At 60.4% G+C, this 19,588-nt stretch carries 22 protein-coding genes and 1 pseudogene; 14 read left to right on the top strand and 9 right to left on the bottom strand.

Annotated elements, in window-relative coordinates:
• Position 1: 1 nt before the first annotated feature.
• From F7R26_RS13590 to F7R26_RS13580, 3 genes are read right to left on the bottom strand one after another with little or no spacing between them, the layout of a single operon-like run.
• Positions 2 to 1,117, bottom strand: coding sequence for an efflux RND transporter periplasmic adaptor subunit (locus F7R26_RS13590; protein WP_003821159.1), 1,116 nt, complete (start codon positions 1,115 to 1,117; stop codon positions 2 to 4).
• Positions 1,114 to 1,665: a hypothetical protein gene (locus tag F7R26_RS13585; RefSeq protein WP_015912829.1), complete on the bottom strand. Its 552-nt coding sequence runs from the start codon at positions 1,663 to 1,665 to the stop codon at positions 1,114 to 1,116. The genes F7R26_RS13590 and F7R26_RS13585 overlap by 4 nt, the downstream gene beginning before the upstream one ends.
• Before the next feature lie 34 nt (positions 1,666 to 1,699).
• Positions 1,700 to 1,861, bottom strand: a complete 162-nt coding sequence (locus F7R26_RS13580) for a hypothetical protein (protein ID WP_225104336.1) — start codon at positions 1,859 to 1,861, stop codon at positions 1,700 to 1,702.
• 110 nt (positions 1,862 to 1,971) lie between these two features.
• On the opposite strand from F7R26_RS13580, the gene F7R26_RS13575 reads away from it, so the two are divergent.
• From F7R26_RS13575 to F7R26_RS41960, 7 genes and pseudogenes are all read left to right on the top strand, one after another.
• Positions 1,972 to 2,726, top strand: a protein-coding gene (locus F7R26_RS13575) for an IS5 family transposase (protein WP_150983178.1) whose coding sequence is annotated in 2 segments (ribosomal slippage) — positions 1,972 to 2,305 and positions 2,305 to 2,726 — 756 coding nt in all. Because the reading frame shifts where the segments join, the coding sequence is not laid out codon by codon here.
• 365 nt (positions 2,727 to 3,091) lie between these two features.
• Positions 3,092 to 3,349: a metal-sensing transcriptional repressor gene (locus F7R26_RS13570; protein WP_003821156.1), complete on the top strand. Its 258-nt coding sequence runs from the start codon at positions 3,092 to 3,094 to the stop codon at positions 3,347 to 3,349.
• A gap of 9 nt (positions 3,350 to 3,358) precedes the next feature.
• Positions 3,359 to 4,669 carry an MFS transporter gene (locus F7R26_RS13565; RefSeq protein ID WP_003821155.1) on the top strand — a complete coding sequence of 437 codons (1,311 nt, stop codon included), beginning with the start codon at positions 3,359 to 3,361 and terminating at the stop codon, positions 4,667 to 4,669.
• A 133-nt stretch (positions 4,670 to 4,802) separates the two neighbouring features.
• Positions 4,803 to 5,825 (top strand): cation diffusion facilitator family transporter, encoded by a 1,023-nt coding sequence (locus F7R26_RS13560; RefSeq protein ID WP_003821153.1) that lies wholly within the window; start codon positions 4,803 to 4,805, stop codon positions 5,823 to 5,825.
• 43 nt (positions 5,826 to 5,868) lie between these two features.
• On the top strand, positions 5,869 to 6,246 hold the full coding sequence (locus F7R26_RS13555) for an ArsR/SmtB family transcription factor (protein ID WP_003821152.1): 378 nt from the start codon (positions 5,869 to 5,871) through the stop codon (positions 6,244 to 6,246).
• A gap of 229 nt (positions 6,247 to 6,475) precedes the next feature.
• Entirely contained in the window at positions 6,476 to 7,072 is a 597-nt protein-coding gene (locus F7R26_RS13550; protein WP_017513346.1) for a DUF4148 domain-containing protein, read from the top strand.
• A 12-nt stretch (positions 7,073 to 7,084) separates the two neighbouring features.
• A pseudogene (locus tag F7R26_RS41960) lies at positions 7,085 to 7,399 on the top strand (cation transporter); the annotation flags it as partial.
• Here F7R26_RS41960 and F7R26_RS41955 read toward each other — a convergent pair.
• On the bottom strand, positions 7,346 to 7,693 hold the full coding sequence (locus tag F7R26_RS41955; RefSeq protein WP_017642565.1) for a hypothetical protein: 348 nt from the start codon (positions 7,691 to 7,693) through the stop codon (positions 7,346 to 7,348). The pseudogene F7R26_RS41960 and the gene F7R26_RS41955 sit on opposite strands and share 54 nt — an antisense overlap.
• A 51-nt stretch (positions 7,694 to 7,744) precedes the next feature.
• Between F7R26_RS41955 and F7R26_RS13545 the strand changes: the two genes are divergently transcribed.
• From F7R26_RS13545 to F7R26_RS13530, 4 genes are all read left to right on the top strand, one after another.
• Positions 7,745 to 9,934 carry a heavy metal translocating P-type ATPase gene (locus F7R26_RS13545; protein ID WP_017513344.1) on the top strand — a complete coding sequence of 730 codons (2,190 nt, stop codon included), beginning with the start codon at positions 7,745 to 7,747 and terminating at the stop codon, positions 9,932 to 9,934.
• 111 nt (positions 9,935 to 10,045) lie between these two features.
• Entirely contained in the window at positions 10,046 to 10,276 is a 231-nt protein-coding gene (locus tag F7R26_RS13540; protein ID WP_236044107.1) for a hypothetical protein, read from the top strand.
• Complete coding sequence (locus F7R26_RS13535; protein WP_015912830.1) at positions 10,273 to 10,659, top strand: MerR family transcriptional regulator; 387 nt, start codon at positions 10,273 to 10,275, stop codon at positions 10,657 to 10,659. Before F7R26_RS13540 ends, F7R26_RS13535 begins: the two co-directional genes overlap by 4 nt.
• 79 nt (positions 10,660 to 10,738) lie before the next feature.
• Positions 10,739 to 11,920, top strand: a complete 1,182-nt coding sequence (locus F7R26_RS13530; protein ID WP_012614063.1) for an MFS transporter — start codon at positions 10,739 to 10,741, stop codon at positions 11,918 to 11,920.
• 163 nt (positions 11,921 to 12,083) lie between these two features.
• Here the strand turns inward: F7R26_RS13530 and F7R26_RS13525 are convergent, their stop codons facing one another.
• Entirely contained in the window at positions 12,084 to 12,656 is a 573-nt protein-coding gene (locus tag F7R26_RS13525; RefSeq protein WP_017638772.1) for a TetR/AcrR family transcriptional regulator, read from the bottom strand.
• A 122-nt stretch (positions 12,657 to 12,778) separates the two neighbouring features.
• On the opposite strand from F7R26_RS13525, the gene merA reads away from it, so the two are divergent.
• On the top strand, positions 12,779 to 14,233 hold the full coding sequence (gene merA, locus F7R26_RS13520; RefSeq protein ID WP_003821139.1) for a mercury(II) reductase: 1,455 nt from the start codon (positions 12,779 to 12,781) through the stop codon (positions 14,231 to 14,233).
• Between the two features lie 462 nt (positions 14,234 to 14,695).
• Here the strand turns inward: merA and F7R26_RS13515 are convergent.
• The 3 genes from F7R26_RS13515 to F7R26_RS13505 form a co-directional block, all read right to left on the bottom strand.
• Positions 14,696 to 15,828, bottom strand: a protein-coding gene (locus F7R26_RS13515) for an IS3 family transposase (protein ID WP_122975108.1) whose coding sequence is annotated in 2 segments (ribosomal slippage) — positions 14,696 to 15,573 and positions 15,573 to 15,828 — 1,134 coding nt in all. Because the reading frame shifts where the segments join, the coding sequence is not laid out codon by codon here.
• A gap of 184 nt (positions 15,829 to 16,012) precedes the next feature.
• On the bottom strand, positions 16,013 to 16,516 hold the full coding sequence (locus F7R26_RS13510) for a ClbS/DfsB family four-helix bundle protein (protein WP_003821138.1): 504 nt from the start codon (positions 16,514 to 16,516) through the stop codon (positions 16,013 to 16,015).
• Positions 16,517 to 16,697: 181 nt separating this feature from the next.
• A complete protein-coding gene (locus F7R26_RS13505) occupies positions 16,698 to 17,240 on the bottom strand; it encodes a nuclear transport factor 2 family protein (RefSeq protein ID WP_015912832.1) in 543 nt (180 codons plus the stop codon).
• A gap of 199 nt (positions 17,241 to 17,439) precedes the next feature.
• Here F7R26_RS13505 and F7R26_RS13500 point away from each other — a divergent pair, with 199 nt between their 5' ends.
• Positions 17,440 to 18,135, top strand: a complete 696-nt coding sequence (locus tag F7R26_RS13500; protein WP_003821135.1) for a FadR/GntR family transcriptional regulator — start codon at positions 17,440 to 17,442, stop codon at positions 18,133 to 18,135.
• A gap of 155 nt (positions 18,136 to 18,290) precedes the next feature.
• Here F7R26_RS13500 and F7R26_RS13495 read toward each other — a convergent pair whose 3' ends face one another.
• A complete protein-coding gene (locus F7R26_RS13495; protein WP_012614065.1) occupies positions 18,291 to 18,701 on the bottom strand; it encodes a hypothetical protein in 411 nt (136 codons plus the stop codon).
• 180 nt (positions 18,702 to 18,881) lie between these two features.
• On the opposite strand from F7R26_RS13495, the gene copM reads away from it, so the two are divergent.
• Complete coding sequence (gene copM / locus F7R26_RS13490) at positions 18,882 to 19,583, top strand: CopM family metallochaperone (RefSeq protein ID WP_003821133.1); 702 nt, start codon at positions 18,882 to 18,884, stop codon at positions 19,581 to 19,583.
• The last annotated feature ends 5 nt before the right edge of the window (positions 19,584 to 19,588 follow it).

Below are 19,588 nucleotides of genomic sequence, written 5' to 3'. Positions count from 1 at the left end.
CTCAACGAACTTGATTGATCAGGGACGCGCCCTCGACAACCACGCGGTCGCCGTCCGCCAGGCCCGAAGTGACAGCGATGGATGCACCATCCAAAGGAGTGATGTTCACGACACGCGGCTCGAAGCGCTCGGCCTGGTCTTTGACCCAGACGATGTTCTGGTTGGCAGGGTTCTTCATCAGCGCACCGGAAGGCACGCGGTAGCCAGGTACCGTCGTCGCCTCTTGCACGAAGACCACCACCGGCATACCGACCGCCAAGCGCGAGAGGCTTTCGCTGGTGCCCTTGAACAGCATGGGCAGGGCCTGCTCGCGCAGGCTGCTGGCGGCACCGACGAAGCTCAGCGGCACCTTCTGACCGCCTACTGCGAGTGCAGCACCGGCCAGGTTCTGTGCCATTGCCGGATCGTAGGCAAGCGCCTCGATGCGCAGTTGGGTCGGATCGACCACCTCAAACACCAGTTCGCGCGCATCCACGACCTGCCCGGCAACTGCGGGGCTGGATGCGATGACGCCGCTGACTGGGGCCTTCAGTACGTCCCTGCCGGCGAGGCCCCCGCTCAAGGCGCGGGCGCGTTCGGTCAGGCTGTTCACTTCGCTTTCGGCTGCTTCGATCTCCTTGCGGGGCACGGTCTCCGACAGCTCGCGCAGCCGGGCCAAGCGCTTCTGCGCGAGCGCTTGGCCCGCACGCAGCTCGGCAACCTGGGCCATCTGGCCTGAGCGCTCCAGCACACCGCTGGCCGGTTCGATGTAAGCCAGCACCTGGCCCTTGCGCACGGATTGGCCGATCTGCGGCAGACCATCCGGCCCGGGCACCAGCCGGCCCATTACCATTGCCTGGACCTTGCCGCCTGTCGTCGGGTCCATGATTACTTTGCCAGCCAGTTCATGGCTGCGGGCCAAGGGCTCCTGCTTGATCAGCTGGGTGCGTACACCGATCTGACGTTGCGACGGTTTCGGAAGAAACACGCTGCCATCAGGCTGGCGCTGGGGGCCATTGGAAGACGCAGCCGGCGCTTCGTCGCCGTGGTCATGGCCGTCGTGAGCGAACGCGGGAGCAGCCAGAGCCAATGCAGCCGCCATGGCCGTCGTCATTAGGAAACGGAAGTTGCGCTTCATGCTGCACCTCGCAGTGCACCGTTGGTGCGTGTACGTCTGCGCAGCGCCCACGCTAGGACACCGACGCCGAGGACTGCGGCACCGCCACCTAGTACGACCACACGGCCGGATGCGACGGCATGCTCGTGTTCGGCGTCTTCGCTATGAACATCGAGAACGCCCGTCAACAGGTCCGATTGGCCCTGCGCAGTAATAGTGGCCATGATTGAGGTCTCGCCATCGGATAGCGGCTCAGTCAGATCGGCCTCGAACTCTCCAACCCCGTGTGAGCTGACCTTTACCTGTTGACCACCCAGCTCGAGGGTCAGCTCGCCATCGGTCACCGGCCGGTTGTCGGCAGCATGGTCGAGGTAGAGTGTGAGACGCTGGCCGTTCAGCACACCCACCAGTTCGAAGTCATCGGAAACTGCGGCAAAGCGCGGAAGCGCGGCCGCTGCGGGGGCAGGAGCGGCTTCGCCATGGTCATGGCCGTCGCCGGCCCACGTTGCGCTACTGCCAAGCAGGAGGCTGGACAAGGCAGCTGCACGCCAGAAAGAGGATTGCGACATTTCTAAGGTTCCAGGATGGTTGAGCGCGCGCCGATCAGCGCGTGCCGGAGATGTCAGTGAAAGTCTCGGTCGGCTGCGGCAGCGTGCCTTGTGCCTGCAACAGGGACGAGATGGCCGCGGCATGCTCCACCTTGGCGAGCAGCGCCGCGCGCTCGGCCTCGGTGGCCTCCTGCTCGATGCGAAGGCGTGTCGGCATGTCCGTCTCGCCCATCGCGAACGACTTTTGGTAGAAGGTGCGCGTTTGTTGGGCTAGGGCCTGTTGAGAATTAATCTGAAATGCGTGAATGGATGTGATGCAATAGGCGCATGAGCATTCGATGGGTACTGACAGACGCGCAATGGGACAAGATGGAGCCGCACTGCCTTGGCAAACCAAGTGATCCGGGGCGAAGCGGCACAGACAACCGCCGCTTCGTTGAGGCAGTGCTGTGGATTGCCCGCACAGGCAGCCCTTGGCGAGACCTGCCGCCAGAGTTCGGCAAGTGGAACACGGTGTTCAAGCGCTTCAGAGACTGGGTCAAGGCCGACGTATTTCAACGCCTGTTTGACGCGGTGAGCGAGCAGCCAGACATGGAATATGCGATGGTGGATGCCACGATTGTGAAAGTGCATCGGCACGGCCAGGGGGCAAAAGGGGGACTTCGGGCCAGGCCATAGGCCACTCGCGGGGCGGTATGACCACGAAGATACTGGCGCTGACGGATGCATTGGGCAATCTGGTGAAGTTCGTCTTGATGCCAGGGCAGCGCCATGACACCAAGGGGGTCAGAGAGCTGATCGCCGATGTGCACTTTGAAGCCTTGCTGGCCGACAAGGCCTTCGATGTGAACTGGCTAATCCAAGAGTTGGACAAACGAGGCGCACAGGTGGTGATCTCACAGATGCCGCGAAGGAGAGAGCCGCTGGAGATTGACTGGGAGGTCTACAAGTGGCGTCACTTGATAGAGAACTTCTTTGGCAAGCTCAAGGAGTTCAAGCGAATTGCAATGCGCAGCGACAAGACGGATACCAGCTTCGCGGCGATGATCTATCTCGCAGCTGGAGTTATCAACTCACGGTGATTCTCAACAGCCCCTAGCACGGTGCCGGCCCAAAGCGTGGATACCGCCCATATCCATCCCTTGCGTATGTCTTTGCGAAGCATTCAATTCTCCATCGGTGTTGCATCAGTACTTACCCCCGGCTGGGTGTTCTCTTTCCGAGCAAGTGCTTGTCGTTGAAAAGCCACTGTTCACTGGCTTAGATATGAACAATTGTATATCTATTCATATGAATGGGAAAGAAAACCTTACATCCTTTGAGCACCAATCGCCTTAGAGAGGGCGTCGGGCGCAAGACATCGAGAGGCGAGGTGGGGCTAATCCACTGCGCAAACAGCTATGCAGACTCCTTGAGCATATCCCCCGGGGGGGGATATGATTGCTGCATGAAAGAGATGCACAAGCACACCAGCCACCCAGATCTCGTGAAACGGCTCAAGCGCGCCGAGGGTCATCTGCGACACGTCATCGGGATGATCGAAGGAGAAGAAACCTGCCTGGACATCGCTCGCCAGCTCGCTGCGGTGGAGAGCGCCGTCACAGCGGCCAAGCGCGTCCTGATCCATGACCACATCGACCACTGCCTATCTCATGATGAGGACTCCGTTCTAGCCGAAATGAAGGCGCTAACCAGACTGCTCTGAGGTCTCTCGATGCTCTCCGTCCTAAAGAACCGCACCTACCGCCACCTGTTCACCGCGCAGGTGATCGCACTCGTCGGCACAGGCCTGATGACGGTAGCGCTCGGCCTACTTGCCTACGAGCTGGCCGGGGCCGATGCAGGTGCGGTGCTCGGGTCGGCGCTGGCTATCAAGATGCTGGCCTATGTGGGAGTCGCTCCAGTCGCACAGGCCTTCGCCGACCAGTTCCCGCGACGGTCATTGCTCGTAGCGCTGGACCTGGTACGAGCGGTTGTCGCGATCTGTTTGCCCTTTGTCACCGAGGTCTGGCAGATCTATCTGCTGATCTTTGTCCTGCAAGCGGCATCCGCCGGCTTCACGCCGACTTTCCAAGCCACTATCCCGGACATCCTTCCCGATGAAGAGGACTACACGAAGGCGCTGTCGCTGTCCCGGCTGGCCTATGACCTGGAAAGCCTGATTTCCCCGATGCTGGCTGCTGCGCTGCTGACCGTCATCAGCTTTCACAACCTGTTCGCGGGAACAGTGCTCGGTTTCCTCGTTTCAGCCGCGCTCGTGGTCAGCGTGCGGTTGCCCACAACTATTCCCGGACCGCGCCGCGGCATTTGGGATCGCACGACCCGCGGCACACGCATCTATCTCGCTACGCCACGCCTGCGGGGCCTGCTGGCGATCAGCTTGGCCGTCTCGGCGGCGGGCGCCATGGTGATCGTGAACACGGTGGTTCTCGTGAAGGCGCGCTTTGGCCTAGGCGAGGTCGAAGTGGCGTCGGCACTGGCGGCATTCGGAGGCGGTTCGATGGTGGCAGCCTTCGTTCTGCCATCCTTACTGGAAAAGGTGGCCGACCGAACCGCGATGCTCACCGGCGCTACCGTACTGGTCGTGGGCACGGGGATCGGCGCACTGCTGCCGAGCTATGCATTGTTGCTGCCGCTGTGGTTGATCATCGGCTTTGGCTACAGCGTGGCGCAAACGCCATCCGGCCGTCTTCTGCGCCGCTCGGCCCATGCCGAGGACCGTCCTGCGATCTTCGCGGCACACTTCGCGCTGTCGCACGCCTGTTGGCTCATCTGCTACCCACTTGCCGGCCGCTTCGGCGCGGTCATGGGCTTGCCATCGACCTTCATTGTCATGTCCCTGGTCGGCTTGGCCGGCGTGGCGCTGACGCTCTGGCTGTGGCCGGCCAGCGACCCTTCTGACGTGGCGCATGACCACCCCAGCTTGCCGCCGGATCACCCTCATTTACGCACACACGCAGACCAAGGCAGGCACCATCACCAGCTGATTCTGGATGACCTGCACCGTATCTGGCCGAAAGGATAGGCACATTTTCTCGTTGCGGCATCACAACGCATGGCTTCGGAGGCTGAGAAGGGTGAGCGAAAATATATCACATGAACACATATTCATGTGTTATATTTCGCCATAGTCAAACACTCAACCAGCAGAGGCGCCCATGTCCCAATCCAATGCACATGACCATGGTCACGACCATGATCACGACCACACCCCCACAGTGACGAGCGCCAACGAGCGCAAGGTTCTGGTTTCCTTCTTCCTGATCTTCGGCTTCATGCTCGTGGAAGCTGTCGGCGGCGTGCTGTCGGGCTCGCTAGCCCTACTTGCCGATGCTGGCCACATGCTGACCGACGCCGTGGCACTTGCCCTGGCTTACGCTGCCTTCCGATTCGGTCGCCGCGCAGCCGACAGCAAACGCACATTCGGTTACCTGCGCTTCGAGGTCATCGCCGGCTTCCTGAACGCCGTGACCCTGTTCGCGATCGTCGCATGGATCGCCTACGAGGCGTGGGAGCGGCTGCAGGCGCCGCCCGTCATCCTCGCCGGCCCGATGATGATCGTCGCCGTGCTCGGCTTACTGATCAACGTCCTCGTGCTGTGGATCATGACCCGCGGCGAAACCGATCACGTCAATGTGAAAGGTGCCATCCTCCACGTGATGGGTGACCTGCTCGGCTCTGTCGGCGCCATCGTTGCAGCGATCGTCATCTACTTCACCGGCTGGACTCCGATCGACCCCATCCTGTCGGTTCTAGTAGCGGCGTTGATTCTGCGCAGCGCCTGGAAGCTCCTGGCCAAGTCGATCCATATCCTGTTGGAGGGTGCGCCAGAGGACGCTTCGCCGGAAAAGGTGGAACAAGGCCTGATGAGCACTGTGCCCGGCCTGGCGGCTGTCAGCCATGTTCACGTGTGGCAACTCACTTCCGGTCGCACGATGGCCACGCTACACGTTCGACCCAACGTGGACGAGGAGGCGCGAGCTGTGGTCAAGCGCGTCGAGGCGGTGCTGCGAGAGCAGTTCAGCATCGAACACGCCACAGTCGGAATCGACTGGAACTCGGAGGCTGACGAGAACATCTGCAGCCTGCAACCCACGACAGGCCGTCAGGACCACAGCGGCCACGACCACAGTGAGCACAATCATGACCATGACCACTCCGCTCCCGGTCACAAGCATTGAGGCCGTGCTAGACGGTTCGCAGTTCACTTGAGGGTTTGAATCCATGACATCCCGCAAAACCACCAGCGCCGCTATTGTGCAATGTTCGACCTCTAACCACGGCACGACCACTGATGTCCTCGCACTATCGCAAAGTGACGTCGCTGTTCTGGCAGAGACCTTCCGCCTGCTGGGCGACCAATCGCGATTGAAAATCCTGTTGCAGTGCATGCGCGGATCGGTCGCAGTGGGCGACATTGCTGGCTCGCTAGACCTGTCGCAGTCCTTGGTCAGCCATCACCTGCGCCTGTTGCGCGGCGCGCGCCTCGTGCGCGGCGAGCGCCAAGCCAAGCACATCTTCTACGGCATTGCCGACCAGCACGTCAGCCAGGTACTCCAGGACATGGCGGTTCACATTTCGGAGGACAGACACGACGATTGACTGAACATGTGAGTGCGCGCCGGCCTACGCCTTCAAGGGGTAGGCTTTTTTTGGCTATTAATCTAGAGAGACACCGGCGCGCCTTGCTGAATGCCTAGAAGACCCCAAGCAAAAAGCACTCTAAAAATAAACACTTGAACATATCTTCATGTGTGTTATTATTTGTCTACGGGGTATCCGAAAGGCGTAAGGACCACGCCATTATTTTTAACGTCAAGGAGTATTGACCATGTCCAAGAAAATTCGCTTTGCTGTTCTGCTTTCCGCACTTTTTGCTGCTGGAGTAAACGCTCAACCGTTCGCCGCAGATATGACACGGCAACAGGTCCAGGAGGATCTGGCTGCTTGGAGGCAATCTGGGTTGGAAGCGTTGTCTCGCGGCGAAAGCGGCCCGGATACGTTCAGCCCTCAATACCAGGCTGCCTTTCAGCGCTACTTGCAATTGACCCAAGGTGATATGTATCAGGCGCCCTCAGCAGGAAAGACTCGTGCTGAAGTGATGGCTGATTTGGAACTGTGGAAAATCTCCGGCATGCACGCGTTCACCTCGCGCGGAATCACCACCGCTTCGCACACCCAAGCCTACCAACAAGCCTACGAGAGCTATCTCCAGCTCAAGCTGGGTGCGGCTTACAAGGCTCCGGTGGCATTGACTCGTGCTCAAGTAAAGAGTGATTTGGCAGATTGGCAGATTGGCAGGTTGCGGGAATGGCTGGATTCTGGGCTGGTGAGCAGACGCCTGATACCTATAGTGATGCCTACCGCACCGCATTTGAAACCTACCAGATGCTGCGCAACAAAAAATGACTTAATGGCAGCTGCATAAAGCAGCGGTCGGATGGTTCAGCCAGAAAGAGATTCTTTCTTTTTTTTGAATAAACATACAAACAAGTGTTCATTTGTTTGCATAACATTCCGATCGCTGATTTGTGCGTCCTGCCACGGCGATTACTCAGAGAACCAGGAGATTGATATGTCTTTGGAAACATTGGACGGCACAGGAGCGCAGGACGAACAACTGGGCTTTCGGGTCGAAGGTATGGATTGCGCCAGTTGCGTCGGCAAGATTGAAACAGCGCTTGGTCGAATTGATGGCGTATCAAATGTACAGGTTAATTTTACAAATGAGACGCTGACGTTGACGCGCAGCACAAGTAGCCGAAATACTGCACGCGACATTGCCAAGAAAATCCGGTCCCTGGGCTTCGACGTGCAGGCACTGCCCGCGTCCGAAATGTCCGCAGCACCTGCACCGTGCCATGCGGCCCACGCGCATGACCACGCCGGCTGCGGCGGCCACCATGACCATGGGCATGCCCACGACCACGGGCACGATCATTCGCACGGCAAAGCGTGCGGTGATGACCATGGGCATGGCCATGCTCACGGCCATGCCCATGCCCATGACCACGGTCACGATCACGGGGCCTGCAGCGGGCATGACCATGCGCCGGCCTCTGCCTCCCGTGGAGCACCCAGCACGCCCCCCAACGTGTCCATGCGCGTCGAGGGCATGGACTGCGCCAGTTGCGTCGGCAAGATCGAAACGGCGCTCGCTCGCATGGATGGCGTGTCCGATGCCCGCATAAACTTCACCGCAGAAACGCTGGAATTGACGCTCGCGTCTGGCGGCCCCACGCAGCTCGGCCACATCGAGAAGACCATCAAGAGCCTGGGCTTCGGCGTCTCCGACGTGCGCCGCCATGATGGCTCAGCACCCGCGGCCCCAGCAGCAGCATCGACGGCGCGCCATCAGCGCTGGTGGCAGACGAAGAAAGGCAAGCACGTGCTGGGCCTGGGCGGCCTGATGGGCTCGGCCTACGCGATCGCGCAGTTCGTTCCTGGCTACGCTGAATGGATCTTCGCCGCTGCGGTGATCGCGGGCGTGCTGCCGTTCGCTCGCAAAGCCTTCGCGCTGGCTGTGTCAGGCTCGCCGTTCTCTATCGAAACGCTGATGGTCGTCGCCTCGCTGGGCGCGCTCGTGATAGGCGAGGCCGAGGAAGCTGCTGCCGTGGTGTTCCTGTTCGCGATCGGCGAGCTGCTGGAAAGCGTGGCCGCCGGCCGCGCGCGCGCCGGCATCAAGGCGCTGGCCTCCCTGGTGCCTAAGACGGCGGTACTGCTCGATGCCGCGGGCGGGCAGCGCGAAGTGCCCGCCGCTTCCCTGCGCGTGAGCGACCGCGTGCTGGTGCGCCCTGGTGACCGGGTGCCTGCGGACGGCAAGATCCTCCGCGGTGAAAGCAGCCTGGACGAGTCGCCTATCACCGGCGAGTCCGTACCGCGTCAAAAGGCTATCGGTGCCGACGTGTTCGCCGGCTCCATCAACGTCGATGGCGTGCTCGAAGTACAAGTCGAGAAGACGGCATCGGACAACACCATTTCTCGCATCATCCAACTGGTGGAGCAGGCGCAGTCCTCCAAGGCGCCCACGGCTCGCTTCATCGAAAAGTTCAGCCGCTACTACACCCCTGCCGTCATGGCCATCGCGGCGTTGATCGTGGTGGTTCCGCCACTTGCCATGGGTGGCGACTGGGGTACCTGGCTGTACCGCGGCCTCGCACTGCTGTTGATTGCCTGCCCATGTGCGCTGGTGCTCTCCACACCGGCGGCCATCGCCTCGGGCCTTGCGGTGGCCACGCGACGGGGCCTGCTGATCAAGGGTGGCAACGCGTTGGAAACCATCGGCCGCGTGCGCGCCATTGCCTTCGACAAGACTGGCACGCTGACCGAGGGCAAGCCGCGCATCACCGAGGTCCTGCCCTTCGGGCTGTTCAAGCATCAACAGGTCCTTGCGCTTGCCGCCGCTGTCGAGTCCGGCTCAAACCATCCCTTGGCGAAGGCCATTGTCGCCCATGCCAAGAGCCTGGACGTGGCGATTCCCCAGGCCACGGGCGCATCGGCCATTGCCGGCAAGGCGGTGCGCGCCACCGTGAACGGCAGTGCGCTCGCTGTCGGATCGCCCGCCCATGCGGAACAGACGGCCACGCTGACAGCCGCGCACCGCAGGGAAATCGACAAGCTGGAGGATGGCGGCAAGACCGTGGTGGTCCTGTTCGACGAAGCCAGCAAGAACGTTCTGGGCCTGCTGGCCCTGCGCGACGAGCCCCGCCGCGACGCGCGCGAAGGCGTGGCCCAGCTCAACGCCATGGGCGTGCGCTCGGTCATGCTGACCGGCGACAACCGCCGCACCGCGCAGGCGATCGCCGGCAAGCTGGGCATCGAGTGGGAGGCCGAGCTGCTGCCGCAGGACAAGCTGCGCTTGGTCAACGAGATGAAGCGTGATGCCAAGGTGGCGATGGTCGGCGACGGCATCAACGACGCGCCGGCCCTGGCGACCGCCGACGTGGGTATCGCCATGGGCGGCGGCACGGACGTGGCGCTGGAAACCGCCGATGCCGCGCTGCTCAAGAGCCGCGTCACGGACGTGGCCCACCTGGTGGCCCTGTCGCGGGCGACGATGGCCAACATTCACCAAAACGTCGTATTCGCCATTGGCCTCAAGGGCTTGTTCCTGGTCACCACCGTGTTGGGTATCACCGGCTTGTGGGTTGCCGTGCTGGCCGACACCGGCGCCACGGCCCTGGTCACGCTGAACGCACTGCGCCTGCTGCGCTTCAAGGGCGCGCCGGAGGCCAACCACGGCGACGACGCCGGGCGTCCCACCACCTTGTCCGTGCCGTCTGCCCGCTGAGGCAACAAGAGGGCTTGACCTTGCCGTCGTTGTAACGCCTAGCCTCCACACAAATGTCTGCAGAGCGCTTCGGAAGGGCCGGAGTCCTGCATCCAAGAAAGGGTCACTTCCATGCGTAAAAAAATCAGAATCATTGTGGTGGCAGGCGTCATCGCAGCCGTCGGGGGGATAGCGATCGCTGCCCGCGACGCCAAGGACGAGGGCAAGGCCGCGGCGCCCCCGGCGGGCGCGCCGATGGCGCCGCAGGTGCCCGTGGCCGAGGTCATTACCCGCACGGTCGCCGGGATAAGGGCTATGCGCAACGGCGGCGTTCCCCATCGTTGCGCACGGAGAACCGGATGAGGATCGGTGAACTTGCGCGCTTGACGGGCACCCCCCCGGAGAACATTCGGTTCTACGAGCGGGAGGGCCTGTTGCAAGCCCCGGAGCGGTCACGCAACAACTATCGGCGCTATGGCCCGGCCCATGTCGAACGGCTTCACCTGATTCGCAACTACCGTGCCTCGGGAATCGGCCTGGATGACGTGCGCCGCCTACTGGGTTGGGCACATGAGGGGTTCCTGGAACCTGAGCTGCTAAGGCAGGCTGTCCAAGGCCATCTCGCCTGTGTTGAGGAACGCATGGAGCAACTGATCCAGGTGAAAGAGCACCTGCTCGCATTGGCCCTGCACGGTGCTGCTTCCGCCGGGGCTTCCGAGGATGGACCGGCTCGCGATGGTTCGTGAGCATCGCATGTCCATATAACTGAATATATATTCATGCGTGTAATATTTCCGGCCAGACAAACGAATAAGAAAGACGCCCATGACCGACCAGAGCATCACGCGCCGAAACATCGGCGTTCTCACCGCCGCGCAGGCGCTCGGCGGCGCCAGCGCGCCCATCGTGATGTCGCTGGGTGGGCTGGTCGGCCAGCAGCTTGCCAAGAATTCGGCCTGGATCACCTTGCCCGTGAGTCTGTTCGGCCTGGGTCTTGCCATCGGCACCTTGCCTGCCGCCTTCATCATGCGGCACCATGGCCGCCGCAACGGATACGTGGTGGGGGTCGGCTTCGGCGTGGCCTCGGGCCTGATCGCCGCGTTGGGCATCATGCTGGCCTCGTTCTGGATCTTCTGCGCCGGCACCTTCCTGGCGGGCTTCTACGGCGCGTATGTGCAGAGCTACCGCTTCGCAGCCGCCGACACCGCCGAGGACGCGCTTAAGGCCAAGGCCATTTCCTGGGTCATGGTGGGCGGTCTCGCGGGCGCCATCATCGGGCCGCAGTTGGTGATCTTCACGCGCGATGCGGTAGCGGGCACGCCCTACGTTGGCAGCTTCCTCAGCCAGGCGCTGCTGCCGCTGATCGCCTTGCCGATCCTGCTGATGCTGCGCACGCCGAGCCAGACCCAGGCCGAAGCAGTCGCCGATAGCGGTCGGACGGTGCTGCAGCTCTTGGCGATGCCGCGCTATCTGCTGGCCGTGGCTGCGGGCGTGGTGTCCTATGGGGTGATGGCGTTCGTGATGACGGCCGCGCCGGTGGCGATGGTCAACCACGGGCATTCGGTGGACAACGCCGCCCTAGGAATACAGTGGCACCTGCTGGCGATGTTCGGGCCGAGCTTCTTCACCGGGCGACTGATGGTGCGCTACGGCAAGGAGCGCGTGACCGCCGTCGGCATGGTGCTGCTCGCCGCCTCCGGGGTGGTGGCCCTGGGCGGGCTCGGCCTGTCCCACTTCTGGGGCTCGCTGGCGCTGTTGGGCATCGGCTGGAATTTGAGTTTCATCGGCGCCACGGCGATGGTCACCGACTGCCACACCCCGGCCGAGCGGGGCAAGGCGCAGGGCATGAACGACTTCTTCGTCTTCGCCGCCACGGCGGCCGTGTCGTTCCTCGCGGGGTCGATCCTGCACAGCTCGGGCTGGCAAGCGGTCAACTGGATGATCTTCCCGGCCTTGGCGCTGATCTTGGTGCCGCTGCTGTGGCAGGGGCGGTACGGTTGCAACTGACTTGACTTGGGGCATTGATCGAGGACTGGAAGCCGATAAGTGGCCCGTTCCGGCACTACACGACTTGTCTCCACTGCTGAAACTTCGGAAAGCTACTTTGCCGTTCCACCTTTATTGATGGTCAAAGAGTTGTATGGACAGATGAATTTAGTTAGTTAGTTAGTTAGTTAGATTTATCAAGAAGCAGTTTAACCACGGCTTTGGCTTTGCGAGCAGCGTGCAGATCTCCAAGAACGTGAGCCTGAATAATCGCCCCTTCAAGCAACATAGCAATTGTTTCAGAGATTTGAACTATCGATTCTCTGGACGTTATGACAAGTGAAGTGTGGTGTGTGATCCATCGCAGCATAGCCTCTTTGTTTCGGGCGCAAAGCTTATGTATATCATGATCCGGATTGCTGAATTCGGCGCTGACATTAATGAAATAACAACCCAAGAAAAGTGGCTTGGATTGATCGAGACCCTGAAACAGATCGTCAAAAGCATCAAGCATGGCATACAAGGCGTCCCTACCTGGCGTCGCTTCGTGCAAACGCAAATCGAGCCAAGAGAAATACTGCTGATCACAATATTCGACGGTCGCAGCAATTAGATCTTCCTTGCTGGAGAAATGGTTATATAGCGTTTTCTTGGCAATGCCGGACTCTTCAAGTACCCGATTGATGCCAACAGCATGAATGCCGTACTTATAAAAAAGGTTAAAGGCAGTTGCGACTAACTGTTCTTTTTTGTCCATGATGTTATTCATCGTTGTGAGGATTCATACGCGACATGTTGACACAAGGAGACAGGGTTGTCTACAATCCCTCAAGGAGACCGATCTGTCTCTTTCTTTGCAATTTCCTTGAGGCTTCTTTTATGAACACGACAACAGCGGCTTCCGCACAACAGCCCTCCGTCATCTATGATCTAGTCACGATAGGTTCCGGTTCGGCGGCTAGAGCCGCAGCGAACGAAGCACGTAGGCTCGACAAAACAGTCGCCATGATCGAACAGGGGTTGGCAGGAGGGACCTGTCTCAATGTAGGATGCGTTCCTTCAAAGACGTTGCTTGCGGCGGCTTCTGCTCGCATGTCTGCTGCGCATGGGAAGTTCCCAGGTATAGCGACCTCGGCCGGGCCTGTCGACTTGTCTTTGCTTGTCAGAGATAAAGATCAAATGATCGGGCACTTCCGGCAGTCTTTCCATGTACAAGCACCCAAGGATGCAGGTATTGCGGTATTTCGCGGCAAGGCGACCTTTGTAGCGTCAGATGAGCCAGATATCGTAGCGCTCGTCGTCGCGGACTCAGACGGAAACACAAACCTGGTGTACGCCAAGCAGGTACTGATCGCCAGTGGGGCAGCGCCATTCATTCCTTCCATTCCTGGCCTCAGTGAGGTGGACTTTCTCACTTCCGGCTCGGCCATGTCCCTTGAGCAGGTGCCTGAGTCCATGCTGGTCGTCGGCGGCAATGCGATCGGTCTGGAGCAAGGTCAATTGTTCGCTCGACTGGGCAGCAAGGTTGAAGTGGTCGAGATAGCTCCTCGAATTGCACCGTTCGAGGATCCCGCGATTTCTGCGGCACTGGAGCAGGCGCTGTCAGCGGAGGGCATCATGTTCCATACTGGCGCCAATCTGACAAACGTCGTACCACACGAGAGCGGGGTGCTTGCAACTGTCGTCGCCGAAGGACGTACTCAGCAAATTTTCGCCCATAAGATTCTCATAGCGACGGGGCGCCGTCCGGCAACTGAAGGACTCAACTTGGATGCTGTCAATGTGTCCAGGGGCGATCGAGGCGAAATAATTGTGGACGAACATCTGCGAACCTCAAATCCTCGCATCTGGGCAGCGGGCGATGTCACTGGTATGGCTCAATTAGTGTATGTCGCTAGTGCGCAGGGGACCGTGGCCGCGAGCAATGCTCTGGGCAACGAGCCTCGGTCCCTAGACTACACCGCCTTGCCCCGCGTCATTTTCACGTCGCCCGAGATGGCTGCTGTCGGCATGACTCCTATGCAGGCTGAGGCGGCCCAAATTGCCTATGATGTTCGTGAAATTCCGGTTTCCTTTGTTCTACGTGCTATTGTAAGTCGTCACGACAAAGGGATAATCAAGATGATATCCGAGCGTGAGACAGGAAGGATTCTGGGTATTCATATGGTAGGCGAATCTGCTGGAGAGGTTATTGCAGCTGCAACCTATATTATCTCCGCAGGACTTACGGTTGACCAACTTGCAAAACAGTGGTCTCCGTACTTCACTATGGCGGAGTCGCTTAAAAACGTAGCAAGCAGTGCGCCAACTTTGGAAGATTCGGCTAATGGCTAAATCTTATTATTACTATGCGCTTAAATTTCAAGGGATCGTTTCAGGGTAAAGTTTCCTGATGTGAGCATGTTTGAGTTTTTTGCTATGGCGGGATCGCTCAATGGGCTTCCCGCCTTTTTTGTGGTGAATCATTAAAGAATTTGCCGATCTTGAATATATGCATAAAAACTCAGGGGGTGCCGTTCAGTCTGTTGACGAGAAAGATAGGATTCTTTTACTGAGAAATTCCCGTCAGAACTTCAATTTATCTTCTCTAAATTTGAAAGGTTGTCAGGCAATTCATGCGCGATGAGTAGACACGCTGGCCTGCTTCAGTGCCCCCGAGTACTGCGACCAGAAGGAAAGGGGTTATTCGTTTCATAGTTCGATTTCCTGCTGTGGGCTACTGCTTCGCAGCCGCCGTCACTGACCTGCTCCCCCCAGGCCGTACCAGTGATTAGGTTGGGGTCCTGGGGTTGAAGGTTAATGGATTTGGGCAGGGATCTCATGACGAGCTGCGTCGCCTGCGTGCTGACGCAGTTGCTGGGCATACCTGGCTGGCGGTATGCGGCCAATGCTGCTGTGAGGCCGAACCTCGTTGTAGTCCCGACGCCATGCGGCAATCTCGGTGCGTGCCTGGCGCATGCTCTGGAACCAGTGCTCATTGAGGCACTCGTCGCGGAACTTGCCGTTGAAGCTCTCGATGTAGCCGTTCTGCATGGGCCGACCTGGCTCGATCAGGATGTGCCGGATGTGGTGTTCCTGCGTCCAGGCGATGAAGGCCCGGCTGGTGAACTCCGGGCCGTTGTCGGTTCTGACGGCGGCCGGGTAGCCCCTGAAGCGCGCCGCCTGATCCAGCAGCCGGGTGACGTACAGGCCGCTGATGCCGTAGTCCACAGCGATCTCCACGCATTCGTGGCTGAAGTCATCGGCCACGGTCAGGCACTTGATGCGCCGGCCACTGGCCAGGCTGTCGCTGACGAAGTCCATGCTCCACACCTCGTTGATGCGTTGGGCGATGTTTAGGGGCGTGCGCTCCATCACGGGGCGCTTGGCCTTCTTGCGCTTGCGAACCGCCAGATTGGCCGCTCTGTAGAGCCGGTACACCCGCTTGTGATTGACGCCAGGGAAGTCGTTGCGCAGCAGGTCGTGCACGCGCCGGTAGCCGAAGCGCCGACGCACATGCGCGATCTCGACGATCTTGTCCTTCAGGGCCTGGGTCTGTGCGCTGGGCACCGGTGGGTGCCGGTAGCTGTCTCGGCTTAGCCCCACAAGCCCGCACGCGCGACGCTCGGACAGTTGGTGCTCCTGCACCAGCTGCGTGATCAGCTCGCGCCGGGCTTGTGGGGCTACCTTTTTACCCCGAGCACGCTCTTGAGCGCATGCAGATCCAGGTGCGCCTCGGCCAGCAGGTGCTTGAGCTTGGCGTTCTCCGCCTCCAGCTCGCGCAGCCGTCTGGCCTCTGACACCTGCATGCCGCCGAACTTGGCGCGCCACTTGTAGAACGTGGCGTCGGAGAAGCCGCCCTTGCGGCAAATCTCCGCCACCGCCATGCCGACCTCGGCCTGTTGGAGGAACCCGATGATCTGTTCCTCTGTGAACTTGCTCTTCCTCATGTCTGCGATTCTCCTGAATGGCGGACCCCTTGCTACTTCACATTGGTACGGCCTGGGGGGAGCAGGTCACTGGCGCTGATCCTGGTGCCGCTGCTGTGGCAGGCCGCGCGAAAGCCGGCGCTGCCAGCTCCGGTCTGATCGGAGCGGTGCAAGAGGCGCTCCGCGCAGTGGGTCGCCTCGGCCGCTACAGCACCTGCTTCCACTGGCGCAGCCTCGACAGCGCGTCGTCGTAGGCGGTGGAGGTGAAGAACTGGATCTTGCGCCCGAGGGTCTTCATCGGGCTCAACGCGGGATCGAAAAGCGAGGCGTTCGAATGGTGCGCCACGCAGTCGAGCACCCGGTCCTGTCCCTCCGTGAGCATGGCTTCCAGCTCGCGAAGGTCTCTGCCCGCGAAACGGCGCTGGAAGCCGGCAGAAAGACGCTCGGCCCGCTGCGCCATCGCACTCGGCGAGTAAAAGGACGCCGAAGGTCCAGGCGTCCGATCATGCGCGAACTGCAGGATCATCGTGTTCCAGACGATGACGTCCACCAGGACCATCGCAGCGTTGGTATGCAGGCGCGGCTCCTGCCAGATCATGGCCGTGTGCCGGTAGTGGCTGGCGGGAATGGTGGCAGCTTCTACCCCGAGCTTTCGGTGGCTGGCGCGAACCTTGTCAAGGAGTTCCTGCTTCGTGGTTGGTAGTTTCATTCGGGATTTCTATTTCATCGAGACAAGGCTCGATAACCGGCGTGTCAGATATTCATCAAGTCACCAGCGCAATTACCTTGGATTGAGGAAAAGCGCTTGCCTCACCGCTGCGCTGGCGGCGCCGAGGGCTTGTGCATGATGAAGCGGGACATGTCGGTGATTTCCTGTTTGCGGATTTACGTTACTGCTGAAGCTGCTTCTGCATGGTGTTGTGGTTGTAGTAGTCGCTGGCATAGACAATCTTTCCGTTCGAAACACGGAAGAAGCTCGCGCCGAAATAACTGATGGTCGAACTGGAGGGCGACGTCCCGCCATTGCTGTTCTTGGTGGCGGTGAATTCCCACTCGATCGCCACACCATCGCCGGAGGCAACCGGCTGCGAACGGATTTTCATTTTTCGGTCGGGCAGGATTTTCATCAGAAACTGCGAGACTTCGGTAATGGCTTGAGGCCCAGTGCGGGACGCTTCATTGCTGGTATTGAAATAGACGACGTTGGAATCGAGCACTTTTTCCATCGCGTCGGTTCGCCCGCCATTCCAGGCGTCAAGGTATTGCCGGACCACCTTCACGTTCTCTGGCTCATCTGCCGCCTGCGACGTGACGCTATAGGCGAGTGAAGCCAGCCCGAGGAATATCGCTCCCAAAGCCTGCACCGGACGGCAGCGCAAGCCGTCTGAAGAACGAAGGGGCCTGAATGACAGGGCGTGCTGCATGTTGTTCATGGTCGAAATACTCCAAAAGGTGTTGAAAAAAATCCCGCTCGCACGGGCGTGGTGGAAAATCGCATGTCGCGCGCAACGAAGCACAGGCCGTCGGCAATTGCTCTTTTGTCAAATACATAGAATCATCCTATGTATAAGGCCTGAGTTGCTACAATCGAGGTCCGATGGGCTCCCGTCTCTACGTCATTTGAGAACCGCGATGAATAACCGCTTCACACTCCCACAGGCGCCGCGGCGTTCGCTCGTCGATTCGACGATTGAGCTGATCCGCGGCCAGATCGAGGGAGGCGCCTGGAAGGTCGGCGAGCGCATCCCCAGGGAGCAGGAACTGGCCGAGATGCTGGAGGTTGGCCGCAACACGGTGCGGGAAGCCATTCGCGTGCTCTCGCACGGCCAGGTCCTGGAAGTCCGCCAGGGTGATGGCACCTACGTGCGAACCAATATCGATCCGGCCGAGGTCATGCGCCGTGTCGGGCGTTCCGGCTTGCGAGAGCACTTCGCGTTGCGCTGCATGCTGGAAACCGAGGCGGCCAGGTTGGCCGCGGTGCATCGGTCCAAGGCGGACGTTGGGCTGCTGCGCCGACTGTTGAAGGCCCGCGGCGAGCAGGAGCAACACGCATCGAGCGCGGCCTTTGCCGAGGCCGATACGGCTTTCCACTGCGCGATCGCCGGGATGTGCGGCAACGGCGCGCTGGCTGAGCTGTACCGCTACTTCGCGAACTCGGTCCGCATGAACACGCTGACTGCGCTGAAGGACAAGGAACTGCCCGAGCCGGGTCTCGCGACCCATGAGGCGATCGTGGATGCTATCGAGCGCCAGGATGGAGAAGCAGCTGCGGCGGCTGTGCGGAACGTGGTCGCTCCGCTGATTGCGGCACTTGAGAAATCGGGTTGATCCGAGCGCGACTCCCGCGCTGGCAATGCCGCTTTCCATCGAGCAGCCGGTCGCCGGCCCCGTTGATCGGAACGCGGGTTGTTTCCCGGAGAGCACGCGGTAGCCGGTCCTCATGGATAGGCCCTTGGTGCGCTACAGCGACCGGACGGTGCTGTTCATATCGAATCTTCGACGCGACCACCCGCCAGGACATACCGGGCCAGCGCCTCGGCATCGGCGTGGGTGGCCCGGGTGGACTGCGGTGTACCGAAAGCCTGGACGAGCTTTGGCAGCATGGCCTCCAACTGGGCTCGCTTATCCGAATCCGGTTCGACGTGGATGAGCGCGAGCAATGTGCCGCCAAGCGTCTCCTTGTGAGTCTTCAGCCAGACGCCGCGCTGAGCGCGATCGTCGAGAGTCTCTTCTGGCCCTCCCGCGACGTAGATAAGCACGAAGGGCTTTCCGCAGGCGACGAGTTCATCCATTTCCGCGCACCAGGCGCTGCTGTATCCGTTGTAGATGCTTGCGCCGTCGAAGCGGACGATGGGGAAATCGCTGGTGTCGTGAACTTTCGGTTGCTGGGACATGATCCTGGACTCTCGCTATTAACGTCCTAACATCCTACCTTTGTTGAGAATTACTTGCAACTGAAATGGGCATGGGCACACCGCCGTGCAGCGCCAAGTGACGGGCGAAATAAGGGCTTGACCTTCCAACAATGGGAGGCCCTACAGTGAACCCATCAACCTCATTCAAGGAGTTTTTTCATGAAGGTCAACAAGTTCAGCCTCTTGTTCATTGCGGGCGCCGTCGTGGTCGCCGCCGGCCTGATGGCCGTCCAGAAGAAGGTGGTCGTCCCGTCGGGTGAAGCGATGCAGGCCAGTGCGGGCGGAGGTCACCAAGGGCACGCGATGCCCTCCAGCGCCTCGGCCAATGACAGTCCTTCCACGACCGCGTATCGCGCCGTGAACGACCAGATGCACGCCGGGATGGGAGCGCAGTTCACTGGCAACGCCGACGTCGATTTCATGCGTGGCATGATCCCGCACCACCAGGGCGCGATCGACATGGCCAAGGTGGCGCTGCAGTACGGCAAGGACCCGGAGGTTCACAAGCTGGCCCAGGAGGTCATCACCGTGCAGGAAGGCGAGATCGCCATGATGAACAAGTGGCTGGGCGACAACGGCCAGCAGGCGGCGGCCGGCAGCTCGGGCGATGCCTCGACGGCCGCCTACCGTGCCGGCAACGACCGCATGCATGCGGACATGATGATCGACTTCAGCGGCGACGCCGATGTGGACTTCATGCGCGGCATGATCCCGCACCACCAGGGTGCGATCGACATGGCCAAGGTGGCGCTGCAGTACGGCAAGAACCCGGAGGTCCGCAAGTTGGCTCAGGAGGTCATCTCCGCGCAGGAAGGCGAGATCGCCATGATGAAGAGTTGGCTTGTCGCTCGGGGCAAGTGAAGGCA

It is taken from the genome of Cupriavidus basilensis (assembly GCF_008801925.2).
GTDB lineage: Bacteria > Pseudomonadota > Gammaproteobacteria > Burkholderiales > Burkholderiaceae > Cupriavidus > Cupriavidus basilensis.
Note: the sequence above shows the minus strand (reverse complement) of the source record. Positions and strands in the feature narration are given on the sequence as shown.